General features: G+C 60.4%; 14 protein-coding genes. 6 read left to right on the plus strand and 8 right to left on the minus strand.

The genetic code is table 11. From position 1 onward, the window contains the following. Positions 1-34: 34 nt before the first annotated feature. The 4 genes from BN3544_RS09995 to BN3544_RS10010 all read right to left on the minus strand — a co-directional run bounded on the left by BN3544_RS09995 (position 35) and on the right by BN3544_RS10010 (position 6,373). A complete protein-coding gene (locus tag BN3544_RS09995) occupies positions 35-3,241 on the minus strand; it encodes an efflux RND transporter permease subunit (RefSeq protein WP_019430663.1) in 3,207 nt (1,068 codons plus the stop codon). 13 nt (positions 3,242-3,254) lie between these two features. Beyond that, the gene (locus BN3544_RS10000) at positions 3,255-4,388 is read right to left on the minus strand and encodes an efflux RND transporter periplasmic adaptor subunit (protein ID WP_019430662.1); all 1,134 of its coding nucleotides are present in this window, start codon (positions 4,386-4,388) and stop codon (positions 3,255-3,257) included. Then, positions 4,385-5,038, minus strand: coding sequence for a TetR/AcrR family transcriptional regulator (locus tag BN3544_RS10005; RefSeq protein ID WP_019430661.1), 654 nt, complete (start codon positions 5,036-5,038; stop codon positions 4,385-4,387). The genes BN3544_RS10000 and BN3544_RS10005 overlap by 4 nt, the downstream gene beginning before the upstream one ends. A gap of 138 nt (positions 5,039-5,176) precedes the next feature. Continuing rightward, the gene (locus BN3544_RS10010) at positions 5,177-6,373 is read right to left on the minus strand and encodes an acyl-CoA dehydrogenase (protein WP_059355994.1); all 1,197 of its coding nucleotides are present in this window, start codon (positions 6,371-6,373) and stop codon (positions 5,177-5,179) included. Between the two features lie 152 nt (positions 6,374-6,525). Between BN3544_RS10010 and BN3544_RS10015 the strand changes: the two genes are divergently transcribed. The 3 genes from BN3544_RS10015 (at position 6,526) to BN3544_RS10025 (ending at position 9,112) form a co-directional block, all read left to right on the plus strand. Beyond that, entirely contained in the window at positions 6,526-7,416 is an 891-nt protein-coding gene (locus BN3544_RS10015; RefSeq protein WP_019430659.1) for a LysR family transcriptional regulator, read from the plus strand. Positions 7,417-7,524: 108 nt separating this feature from the next. Next, on the plus strand, positions 7,525-8,058 hold the full coding sequence (msrA, locus tag BN3544_RS10020) for a peptide-methionine (S)-S-oxide reductase MsrA (protein ID WP_019430658.1): 534 nt from the start codon (positions 7,525-7,527) through the stop codon (positions 8,056-8,058). A gap of 97 nt (positions 8,059-8,155) precedes the next feature. Next, a complete protein-coding gene (locus BN3544_RS10025) occupies positions 8,156-9,112 on the plus strand; it encodes an AEC family transporter (protein ID WP_036075362.1) in 957 nt (318 codons plus the stop codon). 38 nt (positions 9,113-9,150) lie between these two features. On the opposite strand, the gene pdxH is transcribed toward BN3544_RS10025, so the two are convergent. Both pdxH and BN3544_RS10035 read right to left on the minus strand, forming a co-directional pair. Continuing rightward, on the minus strand, positions 9,151-9,783 hold the full coding sequence (gene pdxH, locus BN3544_RS10030) for a pyridoxamine 5'-phosphate oxidase (RefSeq protein WP_019430656.1): 633 nt from the start codon (positions 9,781-9,783) through the stop codon (positions 9,151-9,153). 97 nt (positions 9,784-9,880) lie between these two features. Next, on the minus strand, positions 9,881-10,495 hold the full coding sequence (locus tag BN3544_RS10035) for a gamma-glutamylcyclotransferase (RefSeq protein ID WP_155820546.1): 615 nt from the start codon (positions 10,493-10,495) through the stop codon (positions 9,881-9,883). A gap of 51 nt (positions 10,496-10,546) precedes the next feature. Between BN3544_RS10035 and BN3544_RS10040 the strand changes: the two genes are divergently transcribed. The 3 genes from BN3544_RS10040 to eda all read left to right on the plus strand — a co-directional run bounded on the left by BN3544_RS10040 (position 10,547) and on the right by eda (position 13,426). Beyond that, a complete protein-coding gene (locus tag BN3544_RS10040) occupies positions 10,547-10,777 on the plus strand; it encodes a hypothetical protein (RefSeq protein ID WP_019430654.1) in 231 nt (76 codons plus the stop codon). Positions 10,778-10,946: 169 nt separating this feature from the next. After that, positions 10,947-12,788, plus strand: a complete 1,842-nt coding sequence (gene edd / locus BN3544_RS10045) for a phosphogluconate dehydratase (RefSeq protein WP_019430653.1) — start codon at positions 10,947-10,949, stop codon at positions 12,786-12,788. Beyond that, entirely contained in the window at positions 12,779-13,426 is a 648-nt protein-coding gene (gene eda, locus BN3544_RS10050) for a bifunctional 4-hydroxy-2-oxoglutarate aldolase/2-dehydro-3-deoxy-phosphogluconate aldolase (protein WP_019430652.1), read from the plus strand. The genes edd and eda overlap by 10 nt, the downstream gene beginning before the upstream one ends. A 190-nt stretch (positions 13,427-13,616) precedes the next feature. Here eda and gloA read toward each other — a convergent pair whose 3' ends face one another. Both gloA and BN3544_RS10060 read right to left on the minus strand, forming a co-directional pair. After that, positions 13,617-14,027: a lactoylglutathione lyase gene (gene gloA, locus BN3544_RS10055; RefSeq protein ID WP_026036777.1), complete on the minus strand. Its 411-nt coding sequence runs from the start codon at positions 14,025-14,027 to the stop codon at positions 13,617-13,619. Continuing rightward, the gene (locus BN3544_RS10060) at positions 14,024-14,590 is read right to left on the minus strand and encodes a PaaI family thioesterase (protein ID WP_019430650.1); all 567 of its coding nucleotides are present in this window, start codon (positions 14,588-14,590) and stop codon (positions 14,024-14,026) included. Before BN3544_RS10060 ends, gloA begins: the two co-directional genes overlap by 4 nt. Between the last annotated feature and the right edge of the window lie 164 nt (positions 14,591-14,754).

The following is a 14,754-nucleotide window of genomic DNA, read 5'->3' on the forward strand; positions in this document are numbered from 1 at the left end:
ACTCCTGAAAGGGTTATCTCTAAATGGGATGATTTTAAGGGGCGGGCGTGTCATGTCCCTGACGGCTGGGGGCAAAGCCGGCTTTGCGGCGAATCCATTGCGCCAAGTCATCCATGTAGCAATACACCACAGGGACCACCACCAGGGTCAGCAGCGACGAGGTGATGACCCCGCCGATCACGGCCTGGCCCATGGGCGCGCGTTGTTCCGAGCCCTCGGTCATGGCAAAAGCCAAGGGCACCATGCCGAAAATCATAGCCAAAGTGGTCATCAAAATCGGACGCAAACGCACTTTGGCGGCCATCAAGAGCGCAGCGCTGCGCTCCATGCCAGGGATGCGGTGGCCATCGGCATCCGTCTGATCCTCTCGGGCGCGAATGGCAAAGTCCACCAACAAAATGGCGTTTTTGGTGACCAAGCCCATCAGCATGATCACGCCAATGATGGAGAACATCGACAAGGTCGAGCGAAAAGCCATCAGGGCCAGCACCACGCCGATCAAGGTGAGCGGCAGGGCTGTCATCAAGGCCAAGGGTTGCAAAAAGCTCTTGAACTGGCTGGCCAAGATCATGTAGATGAAGATCACCGCCATCGCCAAGGCCGACACGGCATAGCCAAACGACTCGGCCATGTTTTTGGTGGAGCCCCCAAACTGGAAGCGGTAACCCGGCGGCAGGTTCACGCCTTCCATGACCTTGCGGATGTCTGCAGACACTTCCCCGGTGGCCCGGCCATAGGTGTTGGCGTTGATGGCCACTTCGCGCGTCAGGTCGCGGCGGTTGATTTGGTTGGAGCCGGTCGATTCGGTGATTTTGGCCACTTGGCCCAAGCGCACCACACGCGGGTTGCCATCGGCCCCAGCAGCCACGGCAAAGGGCAGGCGTTCCAGGTCTTGTGGGGCATTGCGGCTTTCGGGTGACAGACGCACATTCACGTCATAGGTTTGGTCATCAGGTGCGCGCCAGTTGCCCACGGTTTGGCCTGCGACCAAGGTGCGCAAAGGCCCGGCCAGTTGCCCGGTGCCCAGCCCCAAGTCGGCCGCCGAGTCGCGCAGCACCTCCACACGGATGGTGGGTTTGTTGGCCTTGACGCTGGAGTCCAAGTCCACCAAGCCGGGAATGTGGCGCACTTTGTCCATCACGCCCAGAGCCAATCGCTCCAGCTCGCGCTGGTCTGGCCCTTGCAGCGAAAATTCGACTTGCTTGTTGCCGCCCACCGAGTCCAGCAGGCCCACGTGCGTGACCGTGATGCCCGGAATGCGTTGGAGCCGGTCGCGCAAGACGCCCGACATCTCGTCCACATTGCGCTGACGGCTCTTGCGATCGACCAATCGGACATAAATGCTGGCGTTGTTTTTGCCCAGAGCGTTGCCGGTGTTGAGTGTGGCCAAGGTGTAGCGCACCTCGGGCAACTCGCGGATGATGGCTTCGACTTGGCGGGCTTTGGCTTCGGTGGCTTGCAGTGAGCTGCCCACGGGCGTCTGAAAACTCACGGTGGTTTCAGAAAAATCGGCCTTGGGCACAAACTCGGTGCCGACAAAACGGATCATGAAAATGCTCAGCGCAAAAACACCGACCGCCATCAGCACGGTTTTGCGTTTGTGCACCAGCGACCAAGCCAAGATGGTTTGATAACCGTCGGCCAAGCGGTCGGTGCCACGATCAAACCAGCCCGTGACCCGGCCAATGGTTTTGTCGTAAAGGGTCACGGCCGCATGCGGTTTGCCGTGCGCTTCGATGCTGGGGTCGTGCCAGATGCTTGACAGCATGGGGTCGAGTGTGAAGCTCACAAACATCGAGATCATCACCGCCGCCACGATGGTGATGCCGAACTCGTGGAAGAACTTGCCGATGATGCCTTCCATGAAGCCGATCGGTAAAAACACCGCCACGATGGACAGTGTGGTGGCCAGCACGGCCAAGCCAATTTCTTGGGTGCCGTCAAGCGAGGCATTCCAGGCATTTTTGCCCATTTGCACATGGCGCACGATGTTCTCGCGCACCACGATGGCATCGTCAATCAACAAGCCCACGCACAGCGACAAAGCCATCAGCGTGATCATGTTGATGGTGAAGCCAAACATCTGCATGAACATGAAGGTGCCGATCAGCGAGATCGGCAAGGTCAAGCCCGTGATGACGGTGGAGCGCCAAGAATTCAAAAACAGGAAAACAATCAGCACCGTCAGGATGGCCCCTTCGATCAAGGTGCGCCGAACGTTGTCGACCGCCACGCGGATGGGGCGCGAACTGTCCGCGATGGGTTCCAGCCGAATGCCCGCAGGCGTTTGGCTTTTCATCTCGGCCACGGTCTTGATCAAGCCATCAATCACGTCGATGGTGTTTTCGTCCTGGGCTTTTTGCACCGTCATCAGCAGCGTGCGCTGGCCGTTGTACAAAGCCAAGGTCTCCAACTCTTGGGCACCGTCTTGTACCCGAGCCACCTGAGACAGTCGAACCGATGTGCTGCCTTTGCGAGCCACGATGATGCGTTCGAAGTCCTCGGGGCGCTTCATGCGCGATTCGATTTGAACCATGCGCTCTTGCTCCAGCGAGCGGATCGCGCCCACAGGCAAGTCTTGGTTCTCGTTGCGCACTGCATTGACCACTTGTTCGGCGGTCACGCCCAAAGCCTCCATGGCAGTCGGCTGCAAATACAAATTGATTTCGCGCCGGGTGCCGCCCACCAAGGACACCGAGCCCACGCCGCGCACGTTCTCTAGGCGTTTTTTGAGTACTTGTTCAGACCAATTGGTCAGCTCCACCGCACTCAGCGCAGGGCTTTTGGCCGTGTCGGTACTGGCCTCAGGCACCACGGCCAGCGACCAGATAGCGCGGGCCGACGGGTCAAAGCGCAGCACTTTGGGCTCTTTGACTTCGCTGCGCAGATTGGGGCGGATGGCGGCGACTTTTTCGCGCACATCTTCAGCGGCTTTGCGGCCATTGATGTTCAGTTGAAACTCGATCACCACCACCGATTGGTTTTCGTAGCTGCGCGAGGTGAGGGCGTTGATGCCCGCGATCGAGTTGACGCCTTCTTCGATTTTTTTCGAGACTTCGCTCTCGACAATTTCAGGCGATGCGCCGGGGTACTCGGTGCTGACCACCACCACCGGAAAGTCGATGTTAGGAAACTGGTCGACCTTGAGCCGTTGGTAAGAGAACAGGCCCAGCACCACCAAGGCCAGCATGACCATGGTGGCGAAAACGGGGTTTTTTAGGCTGACGCGGGTGAACCACATGGATGAATCCTTCTCAGCGCACGCCAGCGGTGAACTTCACCTGGGTGCCTTCGCGAACCGCGCCTGCGCTGGCCGTGAGCACTGGGGTGCCTTCGGCCAGTCCTTGCACTTCAACCCAGGTCAAGGTGATGTTGTTCAGGGTCTTTTCGGCACGGGTGCCGGTTTGCACCGTCACGTGGCGCACTTGCTCGCCATCGATCACCTGCACATAAGGCTGCGGCTTGTCGGTGCGCACGCTTGAAAGCGGCACGGCCAGGGCCTGCACCGTGCGGGTGCCCAAAGTGCCTTCACTAAACAGGCCTTGCCGCAAACCCTCTTGACCGGCCACACCCAGATAGACCAGCACACTGCGGCTACCCGCTTGGGCAGCGGGGCTGATGCGCAAGACCTTGGCGGGGACGGGTTCGTCCATGCCTTCGACCTTCAATTGCGCCTTCATGCCGGGGCGCACCAAGCTGGCGTCGGCTGCGGGCATGGCCGCTTCGAGTTCGAGCTGGCTGAGGTTGACCACCTCCACAATGCGGGCGTCCAGCGCCATGCGCTCACCGGGTTGGGCCAGGCGCTGGGCAATCTGACCGCTGATGGGTGAGCGGATGCTGGCATCGTCCAAAGCCTTGCGGGCCACATCAAGCGCTGCCACGGCCGCCATGTGGGTGGCCTTGGCGCCATTCAGGCTGGCGACTGAGTTTTGCAAAGCGGTTTGCGAGATGAAGCCTTGGTCCACCAGTGCTTTGTTGTTGTCAAACTGCTTCTGTGCGATCTCGACTTGGGCCTGTGCCGCATCGGCTTGCTGCTTGGCCTGGCGCTCACGCGCTTGGTATTCGGTCGGGTCGATGCGGGCAATCGATTGCCCCGCTTTGACCACATCGCCTTCACGCACCACCAAATCCATCAACTCACCTGCCACGCGGGCTTTGACCATGGCGCTTTGGCTGGCCTTGAGCGTGCCCGAAACCGGCAGTCCCATCACCATGTCTATTTTCTGCACAGGCGTGACATCGCTGGCACTGAGCTCGATCTGGTTGGCCACCGGCGCGGTGGGCGCCGCATTGACCGCGGGCTTGCGTTGGCTGGCCCAACGGGCACCGCCCGCGAGCAAGACGGCGACAGCCACACCAGAGAGGATCCAAAGGGTAGAGCGTTTCATAGAGATTCAGACAATGAAAGACCACGCACCAGCAATCGGGCGTGTTGGGTGATGAATTTTTCGGGCTGGATTTGCTCTGACACCGGGCAGCATGGGCCCATGGAATGTTTCCACATCACCAAAAATAGCAAGGGTGCCATGACCGAATGCAGGGCCAACTCGACATCCACCGGGCTGAATTCGCCTTGGTCGATGCCGCGTTGCAAGGCGTTGCGCACCAGCGTATGACCGGGCTCAATCACTTCTGTACGGTAAAACTGGGCCAGTTCCGGGAAGTTGCTGGCCTCGCTCATCACCAGCTTGGAAATGCCCGAGGCCTTGGTGGCGCCATAGCGGTGCCACCATTGCAGCATCATCCACTCCAGCAGTTCGCCTGTCGTGCCTTTGAAGTTCGCCACTTCAGCGGCACCTTGGCTCACCGGCTCGATGACATTGGCACGCACCACGGCTTTGAACAGGTCTTCTTTGCTGGGAAAGTACAAAAACAGCGTGCCTTTGGACACGCCAGCGCGAGCGGCCACTTCTTCTACCCGGGTTGCGGCAAAGCCTTTTTCGACAAACAAGTCCAAAGCGGCATCGAGCAACTCGCCGGGGCGGTCTTGCTTGCGACGTTCGCGCTTGTGCGCGACTGGGTGGTCTGAGGGGTTCACAAAGTTCTATTAATGACTGACTGGTTAGTAATGTAAGCCTTGGCGGGCACTTCGTCAAGCCGTCAGCGCACACGGCAGGGTGAAACGCAGAGCAAAAAAAAGGGGCCGTAGCCCCTGGGAGTTGCCGCTGAATGCTTGTCAATAGAAAGCCTGCAAGCCGGTTTGGGCTCGACCCAAAATCAGTGCGTGCACATCGTGTGTGCCTTCATAGGTGTTGACAGTCTCCAGGTTGATCATGTGGCGGATGACGTGGTATTCGTCGTGGATGCCGTTGCCGCCGTGCATGTCGCGTGACATACGGGCGATGTCCAGCGCTTTGCCGCAGCTGTTGCGCTTGATCATGCTGATCATCTCGGGCACCGCTTTGCCCTCGTCCATCAGGCGGCCCACACGCAGGCAGGCTTGCAGGCCGAGTGTGATTTCGGTCTGCATGTCGGCCAGTTTTTTCTGGATCAACTGGTTTTGCGCCAATGGGCGACCAAACTGCACGCGGTCCAAGGTGTACTGGCGGGCACGGTGCCAGCAGTCTTCGGCCGCCCCCAGTGCGCCCCAAGCGATGCCATAGCGGGCCTTGTTCAGGCAACCGAACGGGCCTTTGAGACCGTTCACGTTGGGCATCAGGTTTTCGGACGGCACAAACACATCGTCCATCACGATCTCGCCGGTGATGCTGGCGCGCAGGCTCATCTTGCCTTCGATCTTGGGCGCGCTCAGGCCCTTCATGCCTTTTTCAAGGATGAAGCCGTGAATGGCTTCTTGGCCGCCCACGCTGCCGTCTTCGTTTTCCAATTTGGCCCAAACCACAAACACGTCGGCGATCGGCGAGTTGGTGATCCACATCTTGGCGCCCTTCAAAATGAAGCCACCATCGACAGGCTTGGCTCGGGTCAGCATGCTGGCCGGGTCGGAGCCGTGGTTGGGTTCGGTCAGACCAAAGCATCCCACCCATTCGCCCGTCGCCAGCTTGGGTAGGTATTTTTGGCGCTGCGCTTCGCTGCCGTATTCGTTGATCGGGTGCATGACCAGTGAGCTTTGCACGCTGATGGCGCTGCGATAGCCGCTGTCCACGCGCTCGACTTCGCGTGCGATCAGGCCATAGGCCACATAGCTCAGGCCCGCACAGCCATAGCCTTCGATGGTGGAGCCCAAAAAGCCCATGGCCCCGGCCTCGTTCATGATCTCGCGATCGAATTTTTCATGGCGGGCCGCTTGCAGCACGCGGGKTTGCAGGCGTTCCTGGCAAAAGGTGTGGGCGGCTTCGACGATGGCGCGTTCGTCATCGGAGAGTTGTTCGCTCAGCAAAAAGGGATCATTCCATTGGAAAGTAGGCTTCATTTTGGGTCTCCTGGGTCAGTGCTTAACTATTCAATCAGTGTGTCATGCCCGTCACTGCGGGGATCCATGACTTTCTAACGATGCCATTGTTGGTACTTCATGAATAGTTGTCTAATATTGATTATCGATGCAGCAATACATTTTTTAAATCTATGGAATTCCGTCACCTGCGATATTTCCTCATGCTGGCCGAAGAGCTGCATTTTGGCCGCGCCGCCCAGCGCCTGTCGATTTCGCAGCCGCCTTTGAGCTTGAACATTCAACAGCTTGAAGCCTCGGTCGGGGCGCAATTGTTCAACCGCAACAGCCGAGGTGTCCAGCTCACCGCAGCGGGTTTGGCCTTTGTGCCTGCGGCGCGGGCCTTGTTGGCACAAGCCGGTGCGGCGGCCCGCGAGGCACGCGATGTTGCCGAGGGCCAATCGGGCCAGTTGCTCATTGGCTTTCCCGGCACCATGCTGTATTGCGGTTTACCGCAAGTCCTGAGCCGCTTTCAGGCCAGTCACCCGCGTTTGCGACTGGTCTTGCGCGAGCTCAGTTCGTCAGAGCAATTGTCCGAGTTGCTGCGCGACCGACTGGATGTGGGTTTTGTCCACACGCCCCGTGTGCCGCCCGGGTTTGAGCACATTTTGGTGGCCAGCCAGCCCTTGGTTGCCTGTTTGCCTGCCAGCCACCCATTGGCCAGCGCGTCCAGTCTGAGCCTGAATGCGCTGTCAGGGCAAGACTTGGTGGTGGTGTCCCGCACGGTATCGCCGGATTACCACGAGCGCATTGTGATGTTGTGCGAGCAAGCCGGCTGGATGCCGCCCGTTGTGCACGAGTTGCGCCATTGGCTGAGCGTGGTGTCCTTGGTTTCGCAAGGTTTGGGTGTGGCGCTGGTGCCGCAGGCGTTGCAGCAATCGGCGCTGGCGGGCGCGGTGTTTGTGCCGCTGCGCGAAGTGGAGGTGCGTTATGACACGCGATGCCTGTGGCGCAGCGACCGAGACCAGACGGCGCTGGGGGACTTTGTTCAGGCGGTGCAGGCAGGGCTTGTGGGCGACCGATAATTCAAATGGCTTTAGGTGGGCTCGGGGTGCCTTGGGGGGCATTGGGCAGGGGATGGATCCCGCATCCAGTGCGGGATGACAAGCTTCAAAATCGCAATAGGAACAAACATGACAGAAACTTTGGTTTTGGGCGGCGGGTGCTTTTGGTGTACCGAGGCGGTGTACGTCAAGGTGCAGGGCGTGACCGACGTGGAGTCGGGCTATTGCAACGGCCAAACCACAGCGCCCACTTACGAAGCAGTGTGCACAGGCCGCACGGGGCACAACGAGGTGGTCAAGCTGGCTTACGACCCGTCACAGATCAGCACCCGTGAGTTGCTGGAGATTTTCTTTGTCATCCACGACCCGACCACCCTCAACCGCCAGGGCAACGACACAGGCACACAGTACCGCAGCGGCATTTACTTCACCACGCCCGAACAGTCCGAGGTGGCGCAGGCGCTGATCGCCGAGTTGACGGCTGCCAACGCATTCGGTCAGCCCATCGTGACCGAGGTGCTGGCGCTGGACAACTACAGCGCGGCCGAGGATTACCACCAAGACTTTTTTGAGCGCAACCCTGACCAAGGTTATTGCATGGCCGTGGCTGCGCCCAAGGTGGCCAAGTTCAAGAAGACGTTTGCGCGTCTGGTGCGTGAGTGACAATACTGTCCCCGTATTGGCTTCGCATTGGCTTGGGTCCGTGTTTTCACTGCGCTCAACAGCAGTCACCTTGAGTCGCAGTTCACTTTTATCGCCCATGTCTCTTGACCATCCCGTTCTTTCTTCCCTCTTGCCGGTCGTTTTCTTGATCTTCATTGGTTTTGTAGCGGGCAAAGCCAAACTGGTGCGCGGTGAGTCGGTGCGTGATTTGTCCAATTTGGTGTTTCTGGTACTGACCCAAGCCTTGCTGTTTCGCACCATGAGCAGTGTGCACATCGAGCAACTCGATTTCAAACCCGTGATGCAGTACTTCCTGGTGGCGGGGTCTTTGTTTGTTGCCATGCTCTGGATCTACGGCAGCAACAGCCGTGCTTCGGTATTGGCACTGGCCAGCATTTTCAGCAATACCTTGATGATCGGCGTGCCGCTGATCGGTTTGGCTTATGGGCAAGAAGGGCAGGTGCTGCTGTTCACCCTGATTTCATTGCACGCCTTGGTGTTGTTGAGCGCGGCCACACTGGTGCTTGAGTTGCAAGTCGCACAAGAACAGACGGCCTTGTCAGGTGAGCGGCGGTCCATCTGGCGCACCGTGGCGTCGGCCATCCGCAACGCCATCATTCACCCTGTGCCACTGCCGATTTTGGTGGGGCTGGCTTATGCGCAAACCGGCTGGGGCTTACACCCCATCGTGGACCGTCCATTGGCTTTGTTGGGCAGTGCTTTTGGGCCCGTGGCCCTGGTGCTGGTGGGCATCACTTTGGCGCTCACGCCCATCGGACGGCAGTTCGGTCTGGCGCTGCGTTTGTCCTTGGTGAAAACCGTGTTGCACCCGATGCTCATGTTGGCGGCGGGCTGGCTGTTGGGCCTGCGCGGGCTGCATTTGGCAGTGATGACGGTGGCTGCGGCACTGCCGATTGGGGCTAATGTCTTTTTGTTTTCGCAGCGTTACCGCAAGGAAGAGGATGCCGTGACAGCCGGCGTGGCCGTATCCACCGCCATGGCGGTGTTGAGCGTGTCGGCGGTCATGGCGGTGCTGCCCTTATTACCCGCCTGAAACCTGTTCGATGGCCCGCCTGATGCGGCCAGTCTGGGTCAGGGTGCCAGGCGCTCGCGCAACCAATGGCTGCCATCCTGGGTGTAACGCAAACGGTCATGCAAACGGCTTTTGCGTCCTTGCCAGAACTGCCATTGGTCGGGCACCAAGCGGTAACCGCCCCAGTGAGGCGGGCGAGGTGGTTGCAGCATGAACTGCGCTGCGTATTTGGCGGCGTTGGTCACCAGCACGGTGCGACCGTCGATCACCTGGCTTTGAGGGGAAGCCCAAGCCCCGATGCGCGAGTCCAGTGGGCGGCTGTGAAAGTAAGCATCGCTTTCTTCGGCGCTGACTTTTTCCACGCGGCCTTCAATGCGTACCACGCGCTCTAACTCGACCCAGTGGAACTGCAGAGCAGCAAACGGATTGCCCGCCAGTTCCTGGCCTTTTTGGCTGTCGTAATTGGTGTACCAGACGATGCCGCGTTCGTCGTAGCCCTTGATCAACACCACCCGTGTGCTGGGTCGCAAGTTGTTGGCCACGGTGGCCAGCGTCATGGCGTTGGGTTCGGGCACTTCGGATGCGATGGCTTCTTGCAGCCATTGCTCAAATTGCTTCAAGGGGTCGGCTTGTGAGGCGTTTTCGTTGAGCTCGGCTTTTTCGTAGCTCTTGCGCAGGTCGGCGATGTTCATGGCTTGAGTATAGGCAGAGCTTGTGTGTGCAGACCGACTTGGGGCGGGTGGGCTTGGGGTTGGAGGGGGCTTGGTGAGCGCACGGGCCACGGGTGCTTCAGTCGGCGTGGCGCAGCAAGGCGGCCAAAGCCCGGTCTTCAATGCCGTGGGCCCGCAGGCTTTCATGGGTTTGGCGGGCATAGTCCAGCGTGGTGCCAAATCTGCCACAGGCTTGCTGAAAGATCTGCCGGTAAGTTTGAGCGGGTAAATGCCCCGTGAAGCTGGCGCTGCTGCGGGGGAGGGTAAAGGCCAGCGCTTTGACCTGGCCATGTGGTGTCGCGCAAGACAGCCAGTTGGGGGTGTAAACGTCCATGGGCATCTCGCGTTCCCAGAGTCGCACCAATACCTCGTCTGCTTGATCTTGGGCCACCCGGTAAACCACGCCTTGGCAACTGCCGCCAGCCAACAAGGCAAACACCAAGCCCGGACATTCCGGGCTGCCCCGGTTCAGTCGGCTCCACATTTTCAGGGCGCGGTGCCAGCCCCAAACGCGGGTGATGTGTTGCTCTGTTGCCTCGAATTCGGGCCGCCAAAGCAGCGAGGCATAGCCGAACACCCACAAATCCTGACCTGCTGCTTGTGTTCGAAAGCGGTCGAGCAAGTCAACCTGAAACCCCGCACAGGCAGTCGCGGGAGCGGGCTGAACTAGGGTATCCAGGTCTGTGTCAGTCATGTGCAAAGAGGCCCCATTACAATCTGGCCACTATTTTCGGAGAAAACAAACATGTCGACCCCTCAAGATGACAACCAACCCGTAGTTTGGGCCGTTCTGGTGGCCGTGATCGTGCTGACCATTGGTTTGGCCGTCGGTTTTGGCATTGCCAAAAGCAAAAAAGCGGCCCCTGCAGCGCCCGCTGCTGTCACTGCGCCAGTTGCCGAAGCCTCTGCGCCAGCCACTGATGCGTCTGCACCCGCCGCTGCCGCACCCGCGGCCGATGCTTCTGCTGCCAAGTAATTCGGCAGGTGACGCTACAAAAAACCCGCTTCGGCGGGTTTTTTAATGCCTGATCGGTTTCACTCACGACTTGTACCCAGTCTGTAACCGCCCAAACGCACCAAAACAGGGGAACACGGTTACCATCGGTCATGTAATTTAGTTACCACGTCTGACCCGACGTCAAAACATGACACTCCACCCCATACTGGTCGCTGTGACCGCCCGCATCACTGAGCGCAGCCGTCCGACCCGGCAGGCCTATTTGCAACAGGTCGATGCCGCCGCCAGCAAAGACCCTGGCGCGCAGCGCCTCGGCTGCGCCAACGTGGCCCACGCCTTTGCCGCCATGCCCGAAGGCGACAAAAACCGCGCCACCGCACTCGACAAAATCAAGGTGGTGGCCCCGCGTGCCCCGAATATCGGCATCGTCAACGCCTACAACGACCTGCTGTCTGCCCACGCGCCGCTGCAGCACTACCCCGACCTCATCAAGGACGAAGCCCGCAAGCTGGGTGCCACCGCCCAAGTGGCGGGTGGCGTGCCCGCCATGTGCGACGGCGTGACCCAAGGCACCCCCGGCATGGAACTGAGCCTGTTCAGCCGCGACGTGATCGCCATGGCCACGGCGGTGTCGCTCAGCCACGATGTGTTTGACGCCGCCCTGATGCTGGGCGTGTGCGACAAGATCGTGCCCGGCCTCTTGATTGGCGCGTTGCAGTTCGGCCATTTGCCCACGGTGTTTGTGCCCGCAGGACCGATGACCAGCGGCTTGTCGAACAGTGAAAAATCCAAGGTGCGCGAGCAAGCCGCGCTGGGGCAGGTGGGCCGCGCCGAGTTGTTGGAAGCCGAATCCAAGGCTTACCACGGCGAAGGCACTTGCACTTTCTATGGCACGGCCAACAGCAACCAAATGCTGCTCGAAGCCATGGGCCTGCATGTGCCGGGCACGGCCTTCATCAACCCCGCCGAGGGCGTGCGTGCCGAGCTGACCCGCGAGGCGGCCCGCACCGTGCTGGCGCTGGTTAAGGGGCAAAATTTCACGCCCATTGGCCGCTTGGTCGACGAGCGTTGCATCGTCAACGCCATGGTCGCCTTGTTGGCCACAGGCGGCTCGACCAACCACTTGATCCACTGGGTGGCGGTGGCCCGTGCCGCGGGCATCGTGATCGACTGGGACGATTTTTCGGCCCTGTCAGACGTGGTGCCCTTGTTGACCCGCGTCTACCCCAACGGCAGCGCCGATGTGAACCAGTTCCAGGCTGCAGGCGGCCCCGGCTATGTGATCCGCGAGTTGCTCGACGCCGGGCTGATGCACGCCGATGTGCTCACGGTGCGCCCCGGTGGCCTGCGTGAGTTCACACGCATCCCTTCGGCGCCAAACGGCCAATTGGTTTGGCACGATGCCGGTGCCAGCAAAGACGACACCGTGGTGCGCCCCGCCAGCAGCCCCTTCAGCGACACGGGCGGCCTCAAGCTTTTGCAAGGCAATCTGGGTCGCAGCGTGATCAAAATCTCGGCGGTGCCTGAGGCCCTGCACATCATTGAAGCGCCCGCCCGCGTGTTCAGCTCACAAGACGAGTTGCATGCCGCTTTCAAGGCGGGCGAGTTGGAGCGTGACATCGTCTGCGTGGTGCGCTGGCAAGGGCCACAAGCCAACGGCATGCCTGAGCTGCACAAACTCACACCGCCGCTGGCCGTGCTGCAAGGCAAAGGCTTCAAGGTGGCACTGGTCACCGATGGCCGGATGAGCGGTGCCTCGGGCAAAGTGCCTGCGGCCATCCACATCTCGCCCGAAGCCGCTGCCGGTGGCCCGCTGGCCAAGGTCCAAGACGGTGACCTGATCCGCCTCGACGGCGTGGCGGGCACCTTGCAAGTGCTGGTGAGCGAGGCCGAATGGGCCGCTCGCCCCTTGGCCCAAATGCCCGCCGAACTGTCCGCCGCCAATGGCGTGGGCATGGGCCGTGAACTGTTTGCCAACCTGCGCCGCAACGCGCTCAAAGCCGAAGAAGGAGCCTGCACATGGCTGTGAATCTGAATGGTCCCTTGACCGCCCTGCAAGTGATGCAGGACGCCCCCGTGATCCCCGTGATCGTGCTCAGCGACGTGGCCCACGCCGTGCCCATGGCCCGCGCCCTGGTGGCGGGCGGCATCCGCATGTTGGAAGTCACCCTGCGCACCCCGCAGGCGCTGGCCTGCATGGAAGCCATTGCCAAAGAAGTGCCCGGCGCTGTGGTCGGGGCAGGCACGGTGCGCAGCCCCGCTGACGCGGCAGCGGCGGCCAAAGCCGGTGCGCGTTTTGCGGTCAGCCCCGGCTACACCAAACTGGTGGGCCAAGCTTGCCGCGACAACGGCCTGTCATTGTTGCCCGGTGTCGCCACCGGCAGCGAAATCATGATGGCCCAAGAAGACGGCTACACCGAACTCAAATTTTTCCCGGCCATGCAAGCGGGCGGCCCGAACATGCTCAAGGCCTGGAGCGGCCCGTTCTTTGATGTGAAGTTTTGCCCCACGGGCGGCGTCACGCAGCAAAACGCCAACGACCTTCTGAGCTTGCCCAACGTGGCTTGCGTGGGCGGTTCGTGGCTGGTGCCTGCCGATGCGCTGGCAAAAGGCGACTGGGCTCGCATCGAAGCGCTGGCGCGCGAAGCCAGCCAATTGCCGCGCTGATTCTCGGTTTGTCGTACCCGGCTCGAGCGGGAATCCCTGTTTCAGTTTGTCATACCCGGCTTGACCGGGTATCCATGATGGTCGAAGGCATGGACCCCCGATCGAGTCGGGGGTGACGGTGTTTGGGGCATGGACCCCCGATCGAGTCGGGGGTGACAGGGTTGGGTCGGGGGTGACAGGGGGTCTGGGTTCAGCGCAGACCTTGTCCACCTGCAAACTCGGTTCGCTGAATCAGCTCGATCTTGTAACCATCGGGGTCGGTCACAAAGGCGATCACGGTGCTGCCGCCTTTGACCGGGCCAGGCTCACGCGTCACGTTGCCGCCGTTGGCCTTGATTTTTTCGCAGGCGGCATACGCGTCGGGCACGCCCAAAGCGATGTGCCCGTAGGCGGTGCCCAACTCATAGCTTTCAACGCCCCAGTTCCAGGTCAGTTCCAACTCGGCGTGGTCGGGGTTGCTGCCGTAACCCACAAACGCCAGCGAGTATTTGTACTCAGGATTTTCGGAGGTGCGCAGCAGTTTCATGCCCAGCACCTGCGTGTAAAAGTCAATCGAGCGTTGCAGGTTGCCCACGCGCAGCATGGTGTGAAGAAGTCTCATTTTTGAGTTCCGGTGGTGACTGAAGTGGGCATGTCAAACACCAAGCAGGCGGTGCTGGCATGGGCATAGAGTGTGCCATCCGGCCCGACCAATCGCGCTTCGGCGGTGGCCAGTTGACGGCCGCAGTGCACCACTTGGCCAATGGCCCGTACGCGCTGCACTTTCGGGGTCAGGGCTTTGACCAGTTTCACGCTCAGATCGGCCGTGGTGTAGCCGCGTCCCGGCGGCATCATGGTGTGCACGGCGCAGCCCAGAGCCGAGTCAAGCAAGGTGGCAAACCAGCCCCCATGCACCGTGCCCAGCGGGTTCATGTGCTGCAGGCCGGGCGTGCCCTGATAAATCGCCTGGCCCGGGCTGACCTCGATCAACACAAAGTCCAGTGTTTTGGCGATGCTGGCGTAGGGCAGCTCGCCCGAGAGCAAGCCTTGCATGACCTCCAAGCCAGTTTTGCCCGCGATTTGGTCGGGGCGGGCCACGCCGGGGCCTGCGCCCGCATTCAGGCGGGTTCGTATTTCTTGTTCTTGCGCCATCCAAGCGTCGAGCAAATTGACCGGTGTGTTCATGGTGTTGTCGAGATCAAAAAGGAAGGATGTTCAATGCCCGAGGGCAGCTGTTTGTGCTGACGATTTCATCAAAGACTCAGCTTGCCTCTGTTCAGGCCCCCAAAGCAACCACATTGGCGACTTGTCGGGGCCTGTTCACGGTCTTTCTCACGTGTCGCTTCAAG

It is taken from the genome of Limnohabitans sp. Rim47, assembly GCF_001517545.1.
GTDB lineage: Bacteria > Pseudomonadota > Gammaproteobacteria > Burkholderiales > Burkholderiaceae_C > Limnohabitans_A.